At 54.9% G+C, this 22,257-nt stretch carries 13 protein-coding genes; 8 read left to right on the plus strand and 5 right to left on the minus strand.

Features of this window, described 5'->3' with window-relative positions; genetic code table 11:
• Positions 1-54: 54 nt before the first annotated feature.
• Positions 55-291 (minus strand): hypothetical protein, encoded by a 237-nt coding sequence (locus IE102_RS14780; protein WP_189488069.1) that lies wholly within the window; start codon positions 289-291, stop codon positions 55-57.
• A gap of 778 nt (positions 292-1,069) precedes the next feature.
• Here IE102_RS14780 and typA point away from each other — a divergent pair.
• The 3 genes from typA to IE102_RS18115 all read left to right on the plus strand — a co-directional run bounded on the left by typA (position 1,070) and on the right by IE102_RS18115 (position 4,907).
• Entirely contained in the window at positions 1,070-2,905 is a 1,836-nt protein-coding gene (gene typA, locus IE102_RS14785; RefSeq protein WP_189488071.1) for a translational GTPase TypA, read from the plus strand.
• Between the two features lie 227 nt (positions 2,906-3,132).
• The gene (locus IE102_RS14790) at positions 3,133-3,573 is read left to right on the plus strand and encodes a hypothetical protein (protein ID WP_189488073.1); all 441 of its coding nucleotides are present in this window, start codon (positions 3,133-3,135) and stop codon (positions 3,571-3,573) included.
• Between the two features lie 1,139 nt (positions 3,574-4,712).
• On the plus strand, positions 4,713-4,907 hold the full coding sequence (locus tag IE102_RS18115; protein WP_373295615.1) for an HU family DNA-binding protein: 195 nt from the start codon (positions 4,713-4,715) through the stop codon (positions 4,905-4,907).
• A 171-nt stretch (positions 4,908-5,078) separates the two neighbouring features.
• On the opposite strand, the gene IE102_RS14800 is transcribed toward IE102_RS18115, so the two are convergent.
• From IE102_RS14800 to IE102_RS14810, 3 genes are all read right to left on the minus strand, one after another.
• Complete coding sequence (locus IE102_RS14800; protein WP_229807792.1) at positions 5,079-7,991, minus strand: TonB-dependent receptor domain-containing protein; 2,913 nt, start codon at positions 7,989-7,991, stop codon at positions 5,079-5,081.
• Positions 7,992-8,208: 217 nt separating this feature from the next.
• Positions 8,209-10,215 carry an alpha/beta hydrolase family protein gene (locus IE102_RS14805; protein ID WP_229807793.1) on the minus strand — a complete coding sequence of 669 codons (2,007 nt, stop codon included), beginning with the start codon at positions 10,213-10,215 and terminating at the stop codon, positions 8,209-8,211.
• Positions 10,216-10,509: 294 nt separating this feature from the next.
• Positions 10,510-10,647, minus strand: a complete 138-nt coding sequence (locus IE102_RS14810; RefSeq protein ID WP_189488075.1) for a hypothetical protein — start codon at positions 10,645-10,647, stop codon at positions 10,510-10,512.
• A 1,090-nt stretch (positions 10,648-11,737) separates the two neighbouring features.
• Here IE102_RS14810 and IE102_RS14815 point away from each other — a divergent pair.
• Positions 11,738-12,376, plus strand: coding sequence for a hypothetical protein (locus IE102_RS14815; protein WP_189488077.1), 639 nt, complete (start codon positions 11,738-11,740; stop codon positions 12,374-12,376).
• 10 nt (positions 12,377-12,386) lie between these two features.
• Here IE102_RS14815 and IE102_RS14820 read toward each other — a convergent pair whose 3' ends face one another.
• Positions 12,387-13,235, minus strand: a complete 849-nt coding sequence (locus tag IE102_RS14820; protein ID WP_189488079.1) for a DMT family transporter — start codon at positions 13,233-13,235, stop codon at positions 12,387-12,389.
• Between the two features lie 167 nt (positions 13,236-13,402).
• On the opposite strand from IE102_RS14820, the gene IE102_RS14825 reads away from it, so the two are divergent.
• From IE102_RS14825 to IE102_RS14840, 4 genes are all read left to right on the plus strand, one after another.
• Positions 13,403-14,491 (plus strand): FUSC family protein, encoded by a 1,089-nt coding sequence (locus tag IE102_RS14825; protein ID WP_189488081.1) that lies wholly within the window; start codon positions 13,403-13,405, stop codon positions 14,489-14,491.
• 644 nt (positions 14,492-15,135) lie between these two features.
• Positions 15,136-18,279 (plus strand): TonB-dependent receptor, encoded by a 3,144-nt coding sequence (locus tag IE102_RS14830; RefSeq protein ID WP_189488083.1) that lies wholly within the window; start codon positions 15,136-15,138, stop codon positions 18,277-18,279.
• A gap of 211 nt (positions 18,280-18,490) precedes the next feature.
• A complete protein-coding gene (locus IE102_RS14835) occupies positions 18,491-20,296 on the plus strand; it encodes a DUF885 domain-containing protein (RefSeq protein ID WP_189488085.1) in 1,806 nt (601 codons plus the stop codon).
• A gap of 68 nt (positions 20,297-20,364) precedes the next feature.
• A complete protein-coding gene (locus tag IE102_RS14840; RefSeq protein WP_189488087.1) occupies positions 20,365-22,188 on the plus strand; it encodes a DUF885 domain-containing protein in 1,824 nt (607 codons plus the stop codon).
• The last annotated feature ends 69 nt before the right edge of the window (positions 22,189-22,257 follow it).

Below are 22,257 nucleotides of genomic sequence, written 5' to 3' on the forward strand. Positions count from 1 at the left end.
CTCTCCTTGCTTCCGTTTTATAACGAGCAAAGCGTCTACAATTCTAGGGGCACCTCAATTAATGTCGATGCGAAGCTCGTTTCCACCTCTTAAAGCACGTTGAATTTGATTTCGAGTTTCCTTAGCTCCTCTATTGAAATCAGTGACTAGAGTTGATGCAATTTCCTGAGAACGTCTAGCTGCTTTCAGATCGGCCAATGCTCCCAATGTAAGGGGGAGTTTTTCACGAAGCCATGCTTCATTTTGTTTCAACTCTTCAGTCTTGTTATATTCGCGCAAAGCCGCGTCCATAACTTCTTTATTCGCGCAATTATGTCCTATAAGCGCAACGTGCCCGCTGTGGAGCATGTGCACAAGGTAACCAGTCTTTGTAAACTTGCTGCGATTCCAGCACATAGGGCATGGTATTAAATCTCCTACCCTTCGCGCCTTTCCAAGGTCTGGCAGTCGCGCACGTATCTTGAACAATTCGTCCCGCGATAATGGAAGATACCATAGGCCTGGGTATGTCTCAGGGCGTGAGGTCACCTTTACATGCTCTATAAAGCCACGAACATAATCATCAGGAATTTCCGTGAATGATTGTGGTTGGTGATTTTCAATTAGGGGGACGTTGCGTGGTTGCCCACGAGCCGTTTGTATTGCCATGGAACAAATCAAGCACGATTCGCGTAAAATTAAAAGTTTTAGCTGTAATGCTTAGTCTCACAACTGGATTCCCGTGGCCTTAACCCCCTCCGACAAAATGCCGGTGTCCCCCCTGAAATCAGGGGGGATTCTTATTATGCCCGGTTTTGGGTGCAGGGGGCTTGCCCCTTGCGAACCTTTGCTTACCGTCTCACCACCCCTTCCACGCTGCGTATGCGAAAAAATATGCACAGGCGGGGGTGGCGCTTGCGCTCAGTTTCGGTTATACAGCGCGCGATTCAGACATTCTGAGCCGGTGCCGGGACCATATCTCTTAAGCGGGCTCACGATTTGACGCGCATCTTTTACCCGTTTGGGGGTGCGCCCCAACCCCGCAGCCTCTCTGATGCCTGAGAGGCTTTTGTGCGTTTAAAGGCCTTTTATGAACTTAAGAAATATCGCGATTATCGCTCACGTTGACCACGGCAAGACGACGCTGGTGGATGCGCTGCTGGCACAGTCCGGCGTCTTCCGCGCCAATGAGGCGACGGTTGAGCGCGCCATGGACTCTAATGACCAGGAACGCGAACGCGGCATCACCATCCTTGCCAAATGTACCTCCGTTCTGTGGAACGGTAAGGCCGGTGAGACGCGCATCAACATCATCGACACGCCGGGCCACGCGGACTTCGGCGGCGAAGTTGAGCGTATCCTCGGCATGGTGGACGGCTGTGTGATCCTGGTGGACGCCGAAGAAGGCGTCATGCCGCAGACCAAGTTCGTGCTGGGTAAGGCGCTGAAACTGGGCCTGCGTCCGATCCTGTGCATCAACAAGGTTGACCGCCCGCACGCCGATCCTGACCGCGTTCATAACGAAGCGTTCGACCTGTTCGCCATCATGGGTGCTACCGAAGAACAACTCGACTTCCCGCACATCTATGCGTCGGGTAAGGCCGGTTGGGCGACTATGGATATGAAGGAGCCTTCGGAAACGCTGGCACCGCTGTTTGACCTGATCGTTGATCACGTCCCGCCGCCCGCCGCGCAATCGCGTGTGGATGAGCCGTTCCAGATGCTGAGCGTTCTGATCGAATCCGATCCGTTCCTGGGTCGCATCCTGACCGGTCGTATTGCTGCCGGTAAGGCCGTTGCCGGTCTGGCCATCAAGGCGCTGAACCGTGACGGCGTTGAAATCGAGCGCGGTCGGATCACTAAGGTTCTGGCTTTCCGCGGCCTTAAGCGTCAGCCGATCGACGAAGGTACCGAAGCCGGTGACATCTGCGCGATTGCTGGTTTGTCCAAGGCGACTGTGGCCGATACCCTGTGCGATATGTCGCTGAATGAAGCTCTGCCCGCACAGCCGATCGATCCGCCGACCATCTCGATGACCGTATCCGTCAACGATTCACCTCTGGCCGGCCGTGAAGGTTCCAAGGTGCAGTCGCGCGTCATCCGTGACCGCCTGCTGAAAGAAGCCGAGTCCAACGTCGCTATCCGCGTAACGGAAACGGCTGAAAAAGACGCCTATGAGGTTGCCGGTCGTGGTGAACTTCAACTGGGCGTTCTGATTGAAAACATGCGCCGCGAAGGCTTTGAAGTGGCCATTTCGCGTCCGCGCGTGGTCTATCAGATCAACGAAGAAACCGGCGAGCGCATGGAGCCAATCGAAGACGTCATGATCGACGTGGACGATGAGTTCTCCGGCATCGTTATTGAGAAGCTATCGGCCCGTAAGGCTGAGCTTAAGGACATGGGCCCGTCCGGTGGTGGCAAGACCCGCATCCAGCTCAAGTCGCCATCGCGCTCGCTGATCGGGTATCAGGGCGAGTTCCTGACCGATACGCGCGGGTCGGGCGTGCTGAACCGCGTGTTCTCGCACTATGAGCCGTACAAAGGCATCATCGACCAGAACCGTAAGGGCGTGCTGGTCTCCAACGGTGACGGCGAAACGGCGGCCTTTGCGCTGTGGAACCTCGAAGACCGCGGCACCATGTTTGTGGGTGCGGGCGAAAAGACCTATCAAGGCATGATCATCGGCGAAAATGCCCGTTCGGACGATCTCGATGTCAACCCGATGAAGGCCAAGCAACTCACCAACGTGCGCGCTTCGGGTAAGGATGAAGCCATCCGCCTGACGCCGCCGCGCCGCCCGACCCTGGAGCAGGCGATTGCCTATATCGAAGACGATGAACTGGTCGAAGTGACACCGCTCAACATCCGTCTGCGCAAGCGCGAGCTGAACCCTTCGTTCCGCAAGAAGCGCGTGAAGGCGGACTGATTTCATGGGGGAAATGACTTTCCCCCATGTGCCCCCTTTAAGAATTGAAAAGGCCCCTGCGATTAATCGCGGGGGCTTTTTTGTGATTTTAGGGGCTTTAGGCGGAGAGGGCAGATGTCGGTATTGCGCCCAAGGCAGACATTAACCGGCACCTGCGGGTCATTCGATTGCAAGAGCCCCCCTCTACATTTATAGGAATCTGCACAAACTCAACGGGCAACCATACCATGAATGACCTGGAAAAATTATTAGAGCGATTTGCCCGGAGCTCGAATGCGCGCTGGTGGGTGGGAGAAAGGCCAGAAGGTCGTGACGGTCAGGTATCGCGGCTCATTGCGGACCGTATCGACTATCCCACGTCAAAAGCCGACCCCTTCAAGGACTATGGCTTAGTTCGCTTAGACCGAAATCAAGCTGCCCATGTACTTGCTGTGGCTGGGACCATGAGCTTGGCTCATTTCAGCGGCTCAGCATCAAAAGGCCAAATTGAAAATGCCAGCGAGGCGCTAAAGCTGCTGGATGGCGACGCGGTTTTCCTTAGTAATGGCTTTTGGGGCCTTCGTGGCCCACTTTCTTGGACTCCGCTCACAGACGCGACCTTCGATTGCGGTGTGATTGGCTATGATGCCGCTAGCGCTTTCATATTTTGGGTCGAAGAGGAGGATTAGGACTAACGGCTCCACACACCCATTTATGATTTTAACTGGGTGACATTTGTCTGCTCGTGGGCAGGAAAGGTCTTCTCCTGTGCGCCCCTTGCGGACATTGTGCCCAACCGCGTGCGAGCACACCATAAGCGGACTTTTCCAAACCGCACGCTTATTCTCAGCCGTCGTCGTTGGTTTCAATCCGTGGTACAATGGCAACGTGCAGAAGCGAGTTGTGGTGGGAGGGCCGGCGGAGGATACGTCATGTCTGAAGACCAATTTCCCACTCACAGCCAACCTTGGAACAAAGGCCTACTGGTTGGCCGGAAAAAGCCGCTCCAACCCAAACACGCCTGGTCGATCCGCGTTCGGATCGAATTAAGCCAATCGCCTAGAGACCTCGCGCTCTTCAACCTAGCCATCGAAAGTAAACTTCTTGGCGCAACGCAAAGACTGTGGACGTCTTGCCGCCCGGCAGTCGGCGGATCGGCAAGCTGCGCGTACGAGCCCATCTCATGACCGTTGTGCGGTCACGGTTAAAATATGCGCCGATCGCCTTCCATCCGTCGATACGATCTGATGACATCCCATTCCCTTGCCTGCGTCGCAACTATAGTGTGCGGCTACCGCGATGATCAATCCTCTTGATGGCAGTCTCTAAGGCAAATTTTGTCGACAGAAACGGGCGTGGCCAGCAGCGTGTTTGTCGGCCGGTGTAAAAATACCTAGGTTTTGTCGATTTACTCTCATTGCAATCCGTTAGCGATCATCCACATCGCTTCAGTATAGCAAAATTAGGGCATAGAATTGAACACTCAAATTACCTATTGATAATTTTGACGTTTTTTAAGGCAAATTATTTCAAAATCGTCAAGACCATCATCTCCGCCTGTGTCGCTCTTAGCGCCCGCTGTGGACATTCTCGCTCAAAAACCAAGATCTAATGAGCGGAAACTTCCCCTTCGATGATAATTTCACATTCCATTTAATCTTTATCGTACAGGCAATATTTTGAAGGCAGCATCTTAGTCCATCAGACCCGTTGAACTAAATCCAGCGCCCCAAGGAGGAGATGGGCCTATATATTCAAATGGTTAGTTGTTCCTAGTGGGAGAAATAAACTACGGAGGTGCAACTCCCTCATCGAATTAAAAAGAACTATTGCCGAAGCCGTCCGACATGGAGAAGAGATAACATTTTCGGGGTTCGGCAAATTCAAGGTTAAAGCCAAACCTCAACGCAAAAGTGCAAGCAGCCCAACTGCGGGGAACATCAAGCTTAAAGCATCAAAACAGTTCTTGTTCCAACCGAGAAATTTGATATTAGATTTACTTAACTCTGATGTGGCAAAATAGAATTTTGGCAAATCATATTGGCATCTATAACTTCTTAAGTTTCCAAAATACGAAAATTACAAATTTGAATATTTTATAAAAATGATAAGCTAGAATTTGCACGTCAACGTAGACGTTTTGTTTAAGTAAAAAGGGCGGCAATGATTTGCCGCCCTTTTCAATACTCAATACTTAGAAACTCTTGCTCATTCGTAAGTAGAACTGACGTCCCAGATAGCCGGAACGATACTGGCTACCCCAGGCATAGATGCCCAGACGACCCGGTGAACCCGTATTGTCACCATAGCTGATGATAGGCGCTTCTTCATCAGCGATGTTGATGACACCGGCATTAACCGTCCAGGTCTTGGCCTGATAGCGAACCGTTACGTCATGGGTCGTCCAGTCGTTGGTGAAGTTCTTGTTATATGCCAGAGGCGCATAGCTAAGGTTCACAACGCCATCTTCTTCACGATAGCCCTGATTGGTCGACTCGCCGACATAGTTGAGTGTCCAGTAGAAGGTCCAGTCCTTGTGCTTGAACGAAGTTTGGATATCACCCACCATTTTAGGATCAGCTATGGTGCCATTGTAATCGAGGACAACATCACCTGGGAAGAGCTGTGTCTTGGAGTCTTTGGTGAAGGTTGCATCCAAATCGATCGCCAGAGTACCGAAGTTGAATTCCTTTTCATAAGATGCCGTGAAGTCCACACCACTGGTTTCTTCGCTCGGGATATTCCGATAGCTGGCATCGATAAACGTAATGTAGTTTGTCGAAGGATCGCGCGTGAAGAGGCCGCAGAAACCATTATTTGGGTAGGTTTCCTGACCGTAACAGGCCCCGACCACACCGGCGCCGGTGCTGAGGATCTGATCTTCGACTTCAATACGCCAGAAATCGATAGCCATTTTAAAGCCTGTATCCGGTGGGGTCAGAGCGAAGCCAAAGTTGGTTGCAGTTGACTCCTCAGGATTCAGACTGGTGCTGCCGGAATATTCGATCAGGGTCGAAGGTCCGTTACCATTATAAGTGGCAGGTATACCTTCGGCCGCGCAGTTGTCACGGATCGTCTGGCTCTTGACCAATTGGCCGCTTTCATTGGTGGCACCCCAGTTGATACAAGGATCAACCGTACGTTGAGACAGATAAGCCGTCTGAGCGTTCAGGAACATTTCATAAAGGGCCGGCGCACGGAATGATGTGCCGTGGGTGGCGCGGAAACGGAAGGTGTTATCGATCGCCCAGTTCAAGCCAACCTTATAGGTGAAGGCGTCTCCAACGCTGTCGTAGTTCGAATAACGGCCTGAAAAGTTAAGCTTGAGATCTTCGAAGAAAGTCTTCCCGTTCACGATCGGAGCTTCAAGTTCGAAGTAGGCTTCCGAGAGAGTATCTTCGCCCTTGGTGATGCCGGCGCTGGCCGAACCCCAGGCGTTGGCGGCACGGGAATATTCACCCGGCACATCGTTAATCTTATCCTTGCGGATCGCGATACCGAAAGCCGCACCTAAAGGTCCCGCCGGCAGGTCGAAAAGATCACCAGTCGTGCTGGCTTCGAAGATAGTCTGCTCGTATTCAGTCTTGCCAGTTTCCGTTAGGAAAAAGTAATCCCGCTCGGCTTGGGTCAGCACGCCGTCATTTAGGGCTGCCGGTGTCAGCAGATTAAGCGGTACGCAGCCCGCAGGGGCTTCCGGCGGACATACACCAATGAATTCAAACGTGTCTTCGTTCAAGCCTGTACCATAGAAAAGGCGGTCCTTTGGGACCACATCGCCGGTGTATTCGCCCTTGCTCTTGGAGTAGGACAAATAGCTATCCCACGCCCACCCCTTATAATCACCGCGTGCGCCAAATACGCCGCGATAAACGTCAACTTCTTGAGAGTCATCGGACTTTGTCAGGAAATACGGATAAACGTAGGCACCAAAACGTGCAGGACCGTCTGCAATGTCATAGGCTGAACCTGTACCAAAAGGGTTCTGGGGCGACTGCGGATCATAGTACGGGAAAATGTAACGAATGCCGTGTTGTTCGGATTCACGACGGTTGACCAGTAGTTCCGTATATAGCTCTGCACCACCAGCCCATTCCGGACGATATTCGCCCTGAGCAAAGAAGGTATAACGCTTAACCGGTGAAAATACAGTGACCCGATCTTCTATAGCCGGGTCTAACTGGCGGTCAGCAAAGGGCACTGGCCCAAACCATCCAGGCACCCCAAAGGCAGAACTGCCGTCCCGCGGTATACGGAAATAGGTATCATCGATGAGAATACCGCCGGTCGTCGAACCCCAGCAGGCATATTCGCCCGTCAGATTGCTAACGAGGTCGGCGCGGGTGCCATCTTCGTTGTAGAGATATTCCTCGGCGCAGTCGAAACCCTTACGGTCGCCCTGAGTGACGGCCTTTGTTTCCGAGTAGCTTCCCGACACTAAAAAATGCCCCTTGTCGACGCGCTTGCCCCATATCCCCGAAAAATCATAGGTTTCACCGGCACCTGCTTCAGGGACCCGTGCCGTGGCGTTAAATTCCAAGCCTTCGAAATTGCTGCGGGTGATGACGTTGACCACACCGGCCACAGCGTCAGAGCCATAGATCGACGAGGCGCCATCCTTCAGGATTTCATAACGGCTAACCACCGCGTCCGGCAGGGTGTTCAGATCAACGGCGGCAACCGTGCCACTTACGCCAGCGGGCGGCATACGGCGGCCATTCAGCAGAACCAGCGAACGTTGAGCCCCCAGACCGCGCAAGGAGATGGTGTTAATACCGCCACCACCATCAAGAACGTAACCTGTGAACGTCGAGTTGATCTGCCCCGAACCATTTGCCACCGAAGACCCTTGCAGAACTTCCGCAGCGCTGATCAGGCCTGCCGCCGTTGATTTTTCAGCGGTAATGATGGTCACCGGCGAAGCAGAGGTGAACTCTTTGCCCTTGATGCGCGAACCGGTGATGACGACTTCGGTAACCACTTCTTCTTCAGTGGTGGTCGTGGTCGTCGTCTCTGTCGACACTTCCTGAGCCAGAGCCGGCGCCGTCATCATCATGCCGGTTAAAACGCTGCTGGCCAGTAACCATTTACGGGGAGATAAAATGGACAAGATGCCCTCCAATTAATACCATTCACTAAAGCGACACTATCCCGTCACTTTTCTGACGCAATCCATAATCCGTAAACAAAGAAACAATATGCCCTAGTGTGGCATTCAAGACGCATTTTCGCCGTAATGGCGACAACCATTAGCAATTTGTGTAATAAAAAGGCCTCGTTTTCGCAAAAACGAGGCCTAATTAAGTTTATAAAGATACTGGTTTCGGTTACATAAGACCGCATTTCGGACTTTTCAGATACCCCTCAATCAAACCCAGGGTCTCTTCGTGCCATTCGGTGCGCCAAGGCAAGGTATGCCACATACCTTTGATTTCGTAGTATTCCACATCCTTGCCCGCCGCCTTCATCGCCTTGGAGAACATGCGCGAATGATCGGTATCAGCCTGCCGGTCATGATCGCCATGGTACAGCATGATCGGGATATTGGCCTTATCGACGTTTTTCATCGGGTCCATGCCGGTTACCGTCCAGCCCTGCACGTCGCGCTGAAGGTGATTGTCGCCCCACAGATTGCCGATACGGTCAAGGCTGGCAACCCCTGCCCCGGCGATCGCACATTTATAAGGGCTATTGGGCCGCACGGAGGCCGCAATCGCTGCAAACCCACCATATGAATAGCCGAAAATGGCCATCCGCTTAGGATCGGCTACGCCTTTTGAGACCAGATAAGCCGCCGCATCGTCCTTATCGTCCTGCATCTTTTGGCCCCATTCCTTATCCCCGGCGGTCCAGAGCTTATAGCCCCATCCGTCAGAGCCGCGGTACTGCGGTTGAACGACCGCTATACCGCGCGTGGCCAGAAACTGTGTCCAGCCGGCCCCGTCCCACCCCAGGTCATCGCGCGCCCACGGGCCGCCATGGGGCATAACCACCAAAGGCACGGGCCCCTTGGCAGGCGTCCACTCGGGCGGATAGGTCACAAAGGCCGGAATTTCCAGGCCGTCGCGCGCCTTAAAGGTAATGTACTCAGCCTTACCCAACGTCTTAGGATCAATCCAGGGCCGCTGCTTGCCGAGCAGAGCCAGTTTGCCGCCCTTATAGAGGTAATATTCCGGCGGCAAGTCCGGCGCCTCAACGGTCACAATGGCACTGTCGCGCGTATCTTTATTCAAGTTAATGTAAACATTTTTATCCGGAAACGCTGCCTTGATTGAGCGCTGAACCGGCTCCCACTGCTCATCGAGAATGACCTGTATCGCCGCAGGGCCATTGACCGTAATGCTTGAAATCGTAGAGGTCTTGGCTGCCCGGTCAGGTTTGAATCCCACGCCTGAAACGTCGAATTTATCATTGGCGAACAGAGGCTCTGCCGAGAATGTCTGTGATTTGATGTCGTAGCTGTAGATCGCCTGATAATTGCGATTGAGGTTGCTGGCAACAATCAGCTTTGACGGATCAGTGTCAAAGCCCATCGGGGAAATATTGCGACGGTTTTTAAGCTCATAGCTCAGCGGCGCATGATAGACCCATTGGCCCGTGCCACGATCCTTGATGTAAACCTTGTACCAAAATTCGTTGCTGACGGGCTCAATTTCAGCCTTGATCAGCGGCTCACCGGTGGCCAGATCGACACCCGCAGACAGGAATGCCGTCTTTTCACCGCCCTTAGCCAAAAGTCGGGTTTGGGCCGTCTTGGTGTTAAATTCAAAAATTTCCTGCGCGCCCGTATCGAGATCGGCTTTCTCCATCAGGACCAGATCTGGATTATACAGATCATCATTGAAAATACCGACCGTAATGCCACGTTCCTCGGCTTCGCGAACCGCTTTATTGCGAGTTCCTGCTGTGCGGAAAGGTTCCTCAAACGAGCGGCCCTGAAGGTCCGTGAAATAAAGTTTACGTGTCAGGGTTGGGCGGCCGTCCCGGCCAGTGATGGCCGTTTCCGTAATGAAGAAAATTCGGTCATTGCCAATGAAGTCCACTCCGACAATGCGCATATTTTGCGACGGAACCCATACCGGCGTCTTTGAGAGATCATTGGCATCCCAGATCGAAATCACTGGCCATTTCTGCCCTTTGGCAGCGACAATCGCCGCGACATGCTTACCGTCCGGCGATATGGTCGCGTTAGTGATAGCTTCATACTGAGACAAGGCTTCGATGGGTAAGGGGGCCGCCAAAGTGCTGCCAGAATATGCCGAGCCTGAAACGGCCAGAACCGCATATGCAACTTTCTGCCAGCCTTTGAGGGTGTTAGTTATCTTGTGCGCCACGGTCACCTCCAGAAATTACGCCCTAAATGAGACGCTATATATCAGCCTCGTCAAGTGCTTTAGTTTCAACCGAAGCTATTTCTCCACATAGCGTGTTTGCGATTGCAAACACTTTTGAGCGAGCGGCGCAATTGCAAAGGACAGCATAGCTCCCAACTTTAGTAGCTATTCCAATCCGTTTAGGGCCAACCCTGCGCCGTGGCTGCGTCCGCTTTCGACAGCCAACGTCATGCATTTGCTTCCGCTAAGGGCCATAATGAGCCAGAAGCCGCGCATCCACTGCGCAGATTGCGACTAAGTGGTCGTTATGCGTTGGCGTTTCGGCAGAAACAGCCACAGACCTGCGCCGATGATCAGGACGACCCCCAGCAGCGTGATCAGGTCGATGCGGTCGTGGAAAAAGACATAGCCCAGCCCTAGTCCCCACAGCATTTGCGGAAATGGGCACGGCGACTGTCTGACTTCACATCAACCCGACGACCCGCTATGTGTAATTTGATAAGGCAACAAAGAACAAAGTGCCACAAAGGACTCGTATGCTCCTCCAGAACGGATTTAGGATTTTTTCGAATGACCATACCAGTGGGAACTGTTTTGCTCCGACCGGTCCATGGCAGACGGCATACGCAAAGGAAATGCAGCGCCGCGGGATTACCACACTGAGATTGAGTCATTCCAACGGGTGGCGCGACACTAGTATCGCCTTCCTTGCTGAGTTGGACTTCTTAACCGGCGTCGAGATTTACAACTGGGAAATAACGGACTTGAGCCCGGTATTGAACCTGCCTAAGCTTGAGCATCTTAGCGCCTACTGTACATCCAAAAAGCCGCTAAACATTTCCCAACTTAGTGCGTTGTCAGTTTGTGGCTTCCATTCAAGATCCAAGTTCATGGGTATCGAGGACTGCCTGAACCTAACCCACTTGAGTATCGAAGGGTCAACAGATGGTGACCTCAGTCGCTATGGAAATCTGAGGCTTCTCAAGACTCTATCTATTACATCTCGGAGTCTGTCATCTCTTGCCGGAATTGAGCAACTTTTAGGTCTTCAGACACTAGATATACATGATGGCCGGAAACTCGTCGATGTCACCAGTCTTACTGAATGTCCCACTTTGCGTCATATTGAACTAACTAGCTGCAAGAACATAGCTAGATTACCAGAGCTCAGTCACCTTAGACATCTGAACACAATCAACCTCATTGATGATGGCAAGATTGATAGTCTTGCGCCCATTTTCGGTTGTCTGTCACTGCAATCGCTTTGGTTTATTGGGAACACCGACATTCAAGATGGCCGTCTCGCGCCCCTTTTAGACTTGCCCAATCTTCGCTCGCTTCGATTTGGCCGACGCCGACACTACGACCTGAAACCGGATGAGCTACCGGTCAGGTATCAGTCGGACTAGACCGGCGCGACAGCACTCAAGTTGGAGATGAATTTACCGGATTTCATTGATTGCCCCTTACCCTCACGGTAAAATTGTATAAGGCGCTGAGGGTTTTGGGAAGGTCGGGTGGTGTGAAGTCGGGTAAAATCAGCGCATTGGGTATCGTCGCGGTTCTAGCGGGATTTGCCTTTGTGATCGGGAGTCGGAGGGTTGGGGAAGCCGATCTGCGCTGGATGCGTTGGGAAGCGCCGCCCGAAGCGAGTTTGACGGTCGCTCAGGGATATTTCTACCCACAAGCCCATGATCTGCAATGCAAGCCGCCTGGATGTCGTCAGGCAGAGCTGTTGTTTAAGCCGGATGGCGGGGAGGCTATCGAGCTTAACTGCGAGCCGTTTCCGGCCATAAATACGTGCCTTTATGACAGGGAGGGGACGGGGGACAATCTCTGGATCGCCGGGAAAACCGTTGAGATTAAATATTACGACCGCTGGCCCGGTCAGCGCACGGATGAATATATGCTCATGGCCATCAGCCAAAACGGCAAGGCTGTTATGCGCTATGATGATCGGGTCGCCTCTGTCAGATCAACGGCGACCAATGAGCGGATTCGCGGGGGTCGAAGATCTGGAGATCTCTACTTTTATCGCTGGGTGGGGCGAAGCTTCTATTTTCAGTTGACGATCTGGGGCGGTATTGTGGGGGCAGGCGCATCGGCGGCCCTGTTGATCCGGCATATCATCAGAGTTCGCCGAAGGCGCTCAGAAATCTGAACGGCGGCGGTCATGTCGCCCGACGTTTCGGCAAAAAGAGCCACAGGCCCGCGCCGACGATCAGGACGACCCCCAGCAGCGTGATCAGGTCGATGCGGTCGTGGAAAAAGACATAGCCCAGCCCCAGTCCCCACAGCATTTGTGAATACTGGGTGGGGGCGATCTGGCTGGCGGGCGACAGGCGTGACGCGAACATCAGCAGCATATTCCCGCCGGCCGACAGCGTGGCATAAAACGCAATCGCCACCCACTGCATCGGCTTCGGCGGCACAAAGCCGGGGATCATCAACAACGCAAAAATCACCAGCGGAAACAACTGACCGGCCCCAAACAGGCTGATCGGCTTTTCGGTCTGCCCGACTTTGCGCAACAAAACCGACAGGCCCGCGCCGGTAAATCCGCAGGTGAGGGCTGCAATATGGCCAATCTCAATCTCACGAAACCCTGGCCTTAAGACCACCAGAACGCCGATGAATCCTAAGCTAATGGCCGCCCAGCCGCTTAACGTGACCTTCTCACTGAGGAACCACACCGACATGGCCGTGACCGCCAACGGCATCAGGAAGATCAGGGCAAAGGCTTCGGCCATGCTCAGGTGGGTGAAGGCCAGCACGCTGGTCAGGATATTGATGACCGACAATATGCCGCGCAACACCCACAGGCCCGGCCGCTTGGGGCGGACCAGATCAACCGCCGCCGTGCCGCGCGTCCACACAAACGGCAGCAACAGCACCGAAAAGGCCGCGCTGAAAAACCCAAGCTGATAGGCGGGCAGGGCACCGTGGATGGATTTGATAAAGGCGTCGGAAATGGCAAACGACGCAAAGGCCAAAAAACCCAGCAAAATCCCTTTAGGCATGACACACACTCTATAGTTTACAAATACAGACATGGCCACGGTTCTCCCGCTGCTCTATGAGGCGGGTAATAGCACGGCTGCGCAGAAACAAAGGTCTCAAATCTTATTGCATTTTATGGACGCGGGTGATGATCTGATCGGCGGTCCGATCCTTATGAGGCGGTGGCGTGAAGTTAAGCTCATATCCGAAACTGGCGGTACGACTGACGCCGAAAATCTGGCGCCGGGTATCGGGGCGCGTGGTCGGACGCTGGCAGCGGGTGTGGCGCGATGCCCTGGCCTCATCGATCGCGGCGGTGGTGACGTGGTTTCTGGCCCGGCATCTGTTCGGCCATGAGATGCCGCTGTTTGCGGCCATCAGCGCGATAATTTGCCTGGCGCCCGGTCTGCCCAGCCATTCGCGGCAGGCGGTGGGGATTCTTGTGGGCGTATTCACCGGTATTGTGGTCGGGGAAACCGTGCTGTGGCTGCCGCCGGACTGGCGGCTGGTGCAGTTTGCGCTGGCGCCGTTTCTGGCCATGATTGTCGCGTCAAGCTATGGGCTGCCAGTGGTGGTGCCGATACAGGCGGGGACATCGGCGCTGCTGGTGATCGCCATCGGGCCGGAAACCGCCGGTGAAGCGCGGATGCTGGATGTCATTCTGGGGGCCGGGGTCGGGCTGCTGTTCAGTCAGATCCTGATCACGCCCGACCCGTTGCGCACGATTGACGGGGCGGCGCGTGAGCTGTTGAGCAGCCTGGCCGACGGCATGGAAGGCTGCGCCGAGGCGCTGCGCCATCAGCAACCGTCGCGCTCCGAAGCGGCCCTGATCGGGCTGTCGGACGCGCACCGCAGTATCGTCAGCATGAACAGCTCGATCTCCAATGCCCGCGATGACGCCAAATGGTCCCTGCGCGGGCGGTTCATGGCGGCGGAGGTGCGTGATATCGCTGCCCGTTATGACCGCCATGCCATCCGGCTTTATGCGGCCAGTGTGCTGTTTGCCGATAACCTTAACTATGTGCTGCGGGAGACGGCCAAAGACGCGGGCGGGTCGCCGCCGGAAAGCCTGATCGTGCGGGTTGAGACTATGGCGGATATCCTGCGCCATATGGCTGAGGGCGATCCGCTCAACATGCCGGCAGGTTCCGACGCGCCGCCCGATTATCCGCGGCTTCAGGCCGAATCTGCGGCGTGGGTGGTGTGTTATCACCACCTTGATCTGGTGAATAAGGCGCTCAAGGCCTTCAATCCCCACGAAGTGCGGCAGGGGTAACCCGAATTTTTCTGACACAATTGAACAATATTGCGGCGGCCCTGATTTCGCGGGGCCTGGGGTGTGGTTGCGCCTGACACTATTTTGTCGGCGTGATTGAAGTTGATTTCATGATTTCACAGGTAATTTTCTATTCAATAATAAAAAATAATAATCGATCATGATTTTTATAAGTAAAATTATAAGATTATCTTATCATAAGTATTAGTATTGATTGCGCTATGTTGCAATTTTGTTTGGATTTTGACGCAAATATTGGATGTATTTTTCAGTATTGTTTGTGTGTAATGTTAGTAATTGTGGTGTCTAAAATGTGGCGATTGTGTGTCTGTGTTGTGATGTGCTTAAAATTTGATATCTTTGTTATGTCAAAAAGGGCTTTGGTATTTACAATTTTGTCAAAACAGCTTGACTGATCGTAATTGATTGTTAATGATGGAATGAGATAAGATTGATAAAACGATCACAAAAGATCATGCACGGGAGAAGGTTCGGCCATGGTGTCCTCAACGGACAGCATGTCGGGCGATGGGGTTGAGGGCGCAGTTTGGGCGTTCTGGCACGCTTCCGGGTCAGTCTTAAAGCACCAGATCGGCGCGATAAACGCGTCGGCAACAACACTACGCCAGGAGCCCGCAATAGCTATGACTTCCCGTATCACGCACACATTTGGCGCGCGTCTGCGCCGCAGCCTGAACCTGAGCACCGCCATGGTCGCGGTGGCCGTCATGTCGGCTTCCGGCGTCGCCATGGCTCAGGAGGCTGCCCCGGCCGCGCAGACCATGTCGGAAGCGGTTGACGATCAGGTGCAGGAAGTCGTCGTTGTCGGCACGCGCTCCAGTCTTCAGTCGGCCATGAACCGTAAGAAGCGCGCCGGCACGGTGTCGGATTCGATCGTTGCCGAAGATATCGGTCAGTTTCCCGACAAAAACGTCGGTGAAGCTCTGGGCCGTGTTACGGGCGTGCAGTTGTCGCGTGATATGGGTGAGGGCAGTGCAGTCTCGATCCGCGGCGTTGAGCCAGACCTGAACCGTATCGAAATCAATGGCATGAGCGTGCTGTCGACGGCGGGCAACCTTAACGTCTATGGCGGCGGTGGCCGTTCCAACGACTTCCGCGAACTGCCATCGGAAATGGTCAAGTCGATCGACGTGTTCAAGGGCTTTACGGCTGATATGACCGAAGGCGGTATTGGCGGCACGGTCAGTGTTCAGACCCGCAAGCCCCTCGACTTCAAAAAGCCGACCTTCTCGATCACGGCGTCAGCGCAAAACCTGGATACCATGGACGGCTGGAAGCCGCGCACCAGCCTGTTTGGCGCGACCCAGTTGTTTGATGGCAAGCTTGGCCTGATGGGCAGTCTCAACTTTGATAAGGTTGTCACCCGCGGCGACTATTATGACGACCATTCGTGGGCGCGTCTGGCGGATTTCGACAATTCTGACGAAAAGACGGTCAGCTATTTCAACCAGACCTACGGCAACGACGTCAGCGATTACATCTCAGGCTTCCAGACCGAGGCAAGCTGCGCCAGCATCGCCGCGGTTGGCACCCTGACCGCCACTCAGGCCCGCACAGCGTGCGAAAGCCAGTGGTATGATTATCAGCCGCGCGTGCCGCGCTACCGCGTCTGGACGCGTGATGATAACCGCTCTTCGGGCGAATTTACCGCGCAGTACAAGTTTAATGATCAGATGGACGCCTTCGTCACCTATCAAAAGAACAAACGTACTCAGGTGCTTAACGACATCAACTATGGCACCGATTTCACGGCTCTGAACCGTTTGAACTATGGTTCGGCCTGTAACGTAACGGTTGCCAACGCCGGGGCCGTACCGGGTGTAGTGGTCGATGAAAACCACAACGTAACTGAATATGTCGTCGGTAACTGCCTTGGGACGACGGGGCGCGGCGGCAACAATGCCTTCAGCGTTTCCTCGCGCGATTTCCAGTACGAGTCGAGCTCCGAATACGTCTCTTACGGTTTCAACTATAATGGTGAGCGCTGGACGGTAAAGTTCCAGGGCAGCAATGGTGAAACCGAGACCCTGAGCGAAACCAACAATGTCAGCGTGAGTTACAACACGCCGGGCCTGAAGGTCACTATCGACCCTAATGGTTCTGCGCCCATCTTTACGTTTGCTGATGGCTACAGCCCGTCTGATGCCAGCGCGGTCAGCCAGTGGCAGATTCAGTATCGTCCGTCGCAATCGGCAAACAGCGAAGATCAGTATAAGCTCGATTTCGAATATCGCGCCGAACTGCCGTTCCTGAAAGCCGTTAAGTTTGGTGGCCGTATGACCGACGCCACAACTTCGGGCTATGGTTACGGCGGCTTCATCGTCGATGCCGGGGCAAACCTGGGCAGCGTGCTCGACAATACCGTGATCTACGCCAACTCGGTCAATTCCACAGCGCTGGTGTCTAACGGAGCCACCGCCGATCAGACCGAAGCTGTGTACGGCAATCCGTATGAAACCAACTTCTGGAACACCACCGAAACCTGGTCACGCGGCTTCTCGAACCAGATTTTTGCGGGCGCTATGACGCCGCTGCCGTCTTCGTTCTATTATGGCGGCGGTGGTCTGCCGACAGACTGGCTCTACCCGACTTTTAACGGCGTGGCTCAGTATCTGGATACGTCGCATTTCAATCTGGATAACCTCTACACGACCACTGGCAGCGACGGTAAGCCTTACGACCAGATCCCATACAACATTCAGGAAAAGACCGACGCCCAGTACGTCCGTTTTGACTATGCCTTCCCGGCTTTTGGTTACGAAGTTGACGGTAACTTCGGCGTTCGCCGCGTCCACACCGAAACCACAGCCACAGGCCAGAACACCCGCCGCGAAACCCGCGACGTTAATGGCACCGCTACCACTGGCATAGTGTCCAACACTCTGACCTCGATGACCAAGGACTATACGGTCTGGTTGCCGAGCTTTAACATCAATACCTGGCTGATCGACAATGAGCTGAGCGTGCGCGCCGGTTTCGCCAAGCTGATGGCGCGGCCTTTGGTCAACTTCCTGCAACCGAGCATCGACTGCACCATCAACTATTCTAATGACGTTAGCGATCCGGGGGCGCTCGATAGCTGTAATGCCGGTAATCCGGGCCTGAAGCCTTATCGTGCCGATCAGTTCGACCTGTCGTTCGAGTGGTATCCGAACCGCGATACTCAGCTTTCGGCTGGCTTCTTCCATAAGAATATCCGCTCGTTCTACATCTCCTCGCGCACCAGCCTTGGGCCTACGGATGTGTTCGGTGATGGCGTGATTTACGATTACAACACCTATGTCAACGGTTCAGGGGCCAAGATTTCGGGCCTTGAACTGACGGCGAAAACGGCCTTCACATTCCTGCCGGGCTGGCTGTCGGGCTTTGGCGCCGATGCCAACTACACCTATCAGGAAGCCAAGGATGTTGGCGTCTACAGCCAGCTTGATGGTTCTGAATTGCCCTATCCGGGCCTGTCGTCTGACAGCTATAACCTGACCTTCTGGTACGATAAGGGTCCGATCAATGCCCGTCTGGCCTATAACTATCGCTCTGAATATCTGGTGACGGCGGCGGATGTTTCGCTCAACCCGATCTTTAAGGACCCAACCGGCTATCTGGACGGTAAGATCACCTGGAAGCCGGGTCCGGAAGGCCTGTCATTCTTTGCGGAAGGTAAGAACCTGACCGAAGAGGACGAGTCGACTTGGGCGGGCGATATCCGCCTGATCAATACCGGTTATTCTGGCCGGCGCTTCTTCGTCGGCATGACAATTAAGCGCTAACCAACCCTAAATCTCCTCCCCGAGATTGGTTCCAAGACTAGTCCTCCTGGTGCCATGACTTTACCGCCGCTCTGTTTGATCAGGGCGGCGGCTTTTTTATGCGCCGGTTAAACATTACGACAATTTCATCTTGGCCCGTCGCAAAACCGTTGCGAATGTAAACACATGGTCATAGGCTCCCCCGCAACAGATTAATGACGGAGTGAGTGACATGGTCGATCGGCGTTCGGTACTGATGGGGGCAGGGGCTTTGGTGGGGGCGACAGCTCTGGGGGGCGCAGCACAGTCTGCCACAACCCCGGCGGCTCAACTTAATGCGACATTTGAATCCATCTTCAAGGAACTGGTCGCCAATTCGCCAATGACGGCGACGGGGCTGGGCCTCGATAAGGGTGAACTGGCACCGCTAAAGGCCAAGCTTGATCCGTCAACGCCCGCTGAGCGCGCCCGGGGCCAGGCCTTCCTTGAAAAGTCGATCGCGGCTATCAAAAAGGTTGATCGCTCTAAGCTTACCGGCATGGACCGGATCAATTACGACACGGTTCTGTGGGACTATTCCAACACGCTGAGCGGCTATAAAGCGTTCGATTTTGGTGCGCCCGGTTATCCGGCCCCCTATGCCATCACCCAACTGACCGGCAGCTATCAGAGCCTGCCGGATTTCCTTGACAGCCAGCACAGCATTGAAACCAAGGCCGATGCCGACGCCTATATGTCGCGCCTGAGCGGCTATGCGACCCTGCTCGATCAGGAAACCGCGCGCTTTAAAGCCGATGTCGCCAAGGGCGTGATTGCCCCGGATTTCGCTCTGCAAAAGGCGATCACGCAACTGAAAGGCCAGCGCGACACCAAGGCCGCCGATTCGACGCTGGTGACCTCGATCACCCGCCGTACCAAGGAAAAAGCCATTGCCGGTGACTGGCAAACGGCGGCCACCAAGGCCTATGAAACCGAGGTCGTGGCGGCTCTGGATCGCCAGATCGCGGCGCTTGAGGCGACCCTGCCCAAGGCGACCCATGATGCGGGCGTATGGCATATTCCAAACGGTGAGGCCTATTACGTCTTTGGCGCCCGCAGCGGCACTTCGACCGACATGACGCCGGATGAAATCCATAAGATCGGGCTGGATAAGGTCAAGGAAATCAACGCTGAAATTGACCGGATTATGCGCCCGCTCGGCATGACTGGGGGCACGACGGGTGAGCGCCTGAAAGCCATGGCCAAGGACCCGAAGTTTATCTATCCCAACACGGATGCCGGTAAGCAAAAGCTGCTGGACGACCTGAACGCGCAAATTAAGGTCGTTGAGGCCAAGATCCCTGACTATTTCGGGGTCTATGCCAAATCGCCGGTGACGGTGCGCCGTGTGCCGGTGGCGACGGAGCTTGGGGCGCCCGGTGGCTATTACTGGCCGGCGTCGCTGGATGGTTCGCGTCCGGGGGCCTATTACATCAATCTGCGCGATACGGCCGAGGTGCCAAGCTGGACCCTGCCGACCCTGACCTATCACGAGGCGGTGCCGGGTCACCACATGCAGATTTCGATCCAGCAGGAGAACAAGAACCTGCCGATGCTGCGCCAGATTTCAGGCTTTAACGCCTATATCGAAGGTTGGGCGCTCTATTCCGAAGAGGTCGCGGCCAACGACATGGGCATGTACGCAACCGACCCTTATGGCCGGATCGGTTATCTGCATGACGCCCTGTTCCGCGCCTGCCGTCTGGTGGTCGATACCGGCATGCACGAAAAGCGCTGGACGCGGGAACAGGCCATGGCCTTTATGGACACCAATCTGGGTGACCCGAACGAGACGGAGATTGAACGCTACGCCGTCTGGCCGGGGCAGGCGCTGGGTTACATGGTCGGCAAGATCAAGTGGCTGGAGCTGCGCGCCAAAATGCAGGCCAAGCAAGGCGCCAAGTTCGACATCAAGACCTTCCATGATACGGGCCTGCTCGCCGGTGCCGTGCCTCTGGCCGTGCTGGAGCAGGTCTATAAGGATAAGGGACTCATATAACTCGTGAACAAAGTTTTTGGCTAAAGCCAAAATACTTTTTCACGGAAGGTAGATAGCGGGAGATGACCATGGACAGACGGCAATTACTCACCGGTGCGGGCGCGGTTCTGGGGGCGGCGGCCCTGCCGTTAAAGGTCGGGGCGGAAAGCGCCTCCGATCCGGCGACGGTCAAGGCGCTTAATGATCTGTTTGATGGCATCTTCAACGAAGCGGTCGATAATTCTCCGACTTTGGCGACCTCCTTGGGTCTCGACAAAGGTGATCGTGCGGCCTTGAAATATAAGCTGGGCGACGCCTCCGAGGCCGAAGAAGTCCGCGATGTGGCGCGCAATGATAAGTATATCAAATCGCTGAAAGCCATTGACCGTTCCAAGCTGTCGGGCATGGACCGCATCAATTACGACACGGTTCTGTGGAGCGGTGAGAACCAGAAATCCGGCTATGATAAGTTCAAATTTGGAAGCTGGGGCAGCGGTCAGCCCTATGTGCTCAGCCAGTTAACCGGCTCCTATCGGTCGGTGCCGGATTTCCTCAATAACCAGCACACGATTGAAACCAAGGCTGACGCGGAAGCGTTCCTCAGCCGTATGGACGGTTTTGCGACGGTCATCGCGCAGGAAACTGAACGCTTTAAATCCGATGTCGCCAAGGGCGTCATCCCGCCCGATTTCGCGCTTGATCGGGCTTTGGGACAGATGGAGGCCATTCGTGCCATTAAAGGCGCCGACAGTTCGATGGCCAAGGCTCTGGCCACTAAAACGCAGTCCAAGGGCATTGCCGGGGACTGGGCCGGTGAGGCGGCCAAACGGGTCGACGGCGCAATCGCCAAGGCGCTGGACGCGCAAATGGCCGCCGTCAAGGCTGTGCGCCCCAAGGCGGTGCACGACGCCGGCGTATGGCGTCTGCCGGACGGTGAGGCCTATTACACCTTTGCGGCGCGCGCCGGCACGACCACGACTCTGACGCCCGATGAGATCCACAAAATTGGTCTCGATATGGTCGCCGAACTGACATCTGAGGCCGATACACGCTTTAAGGCGCTCGGCATGACCAAGGGCACCGTCGCCGAACGCATGAAGGCCTTGGGCGATGATCCCAAATACCTTTATGACAACACCGATGCGGCCAAGGAAAAGCTGCTGGAAGACCTGAACGTGCAGATCCGCGCGGTCGAGGCCAAGCTGCCCGAATGGTTCGGCACCCTGCCCAAAACCGCCGTCACTGTGCGGCGGGTGCCGAAGGAGATCGAGGCGGGCGCACCGGGTGGTTATTATCAGCGCCCGACCCTGGATGGCTCACGCCCTGGTGCCTATTACATAAACTTACGCGACACCAAAGAATGGCCGAAGTGGTCGCTGCCGACGCTTACCTATCACGAAGCCTTGCCCGGCCACCACATGCAGATTTCGATCCAGATGGAGGCGCAAGGTCTGCCTATGCTGCGCCGGATCGGCGGGTTCTCAGCCTATTCAGAAGGCTGGGCACTTTATACGGAACTCGTCGCCGCGGAAATGGGCATGTATGACACCGATCCGGCCGGCTATATCGGCTATCTGCAGTCGGCTCTGTTCCGGGCGATCCGGCTGGTGGTCGATACCGGCATGCACAGCAAGCGCTGGACGCGCGAGCAGGCGATCAAATACTTTGTCGATACCAATGGCGATGCGGAATCGGCGGCGACCACTGAGGTTGAACGCTACTGCGTCTGGCCGGGGCAGGCCCTGAGCTACATGGTCGGCAAGATCAAGTGGGCCGAACTACGCGAAAAGTCCAAATCCCATCAGGGTGCTAAGTTCGATATCAAGGCTTTCCACGATCGCGGTCTGGTCAATGGCCCTGTGCCGCTGCAGGTGCTGGAGCAGGTTTACCGCGACGGTGGGTTTATCGCGTAACTCTCCTCCCTACGTAGTGGGGAGGTGGCCGCGAAGCGGACGGAGGGGTATTAGAGACGGCAGGTACCC

It is taken from the genome of Asticcacaulis endophyticus (genome assembly GCF_014652575.1).
Lineage (GTDB): Bacteria > Pseudomonadota > Alphaproteobacteria > Caulobacterales > Caulobacteraceae > Asticcacaulis > Asticcacaulis endophyticus.

What these genes read in the sequence shown, in the direction of transcription:
- typA (WP_189488071.1), top strand. Translation starts at nt 1,070, where the DNA reads ATGAACTTAAGAAATATCGCGATTATCGCTCACGTTGACCACGGCAAG.
- IE102_RS14840 (WP_189488087.1), top strand. Translation starts at nt 20,365, where the DNA reads ATGGACAGACGGCAATTACTCACCGGTGCGGGCGCGGTTCTGGGGGCG.
- IE102_RS14790 (WP_189488073.1), top strand. Translation starts at nt 3,133, where the DNA reads ATGAATGACCTGGAAAAATTATTAGAGCGATTTGCCCGGAGCTCGAAT.
- IE102_RS14820 (WP_189488079.1), bottom strand. Translation starts at nt 13,235, where the DNA reads ATGCCTAAAGGGATTTTGCTGGGTTTTTTGGCCTTTGCGTCGTTTGCC.
- IE102_RS14780 (WP_189488069.1), bottom strand. Translation starts at nt 291, where the DNA reads ATGGACGCGGCTTTGCGCGAATATAACAAGACTGAAGAGTTGAAACAA.
- IE102_RS14810 (WP_189488075.1), bottom strand. Translation starts at nt 10,647, where the DNA reads ATGCTGTGGGGACTAGGGCTGGGCTATGTCTTTTTCCACGACCGCATC.
- IE102_RS14830 (WP_189488083.1), top strand. Translation starts at nt 15,136, where the DNA reads ATGACTTCCCGTATCACGCACACATTTGGCGCGCGTCTGCGCCGCAGC.
- IE102_RS14835 (WP_189488085.1), top strand. Translation starts at nt 18,491, where the DNA reads ATGGTCGATCGGCGTTCGGTACTGATGGGGGCAGGGGCTTTGGTGGGG.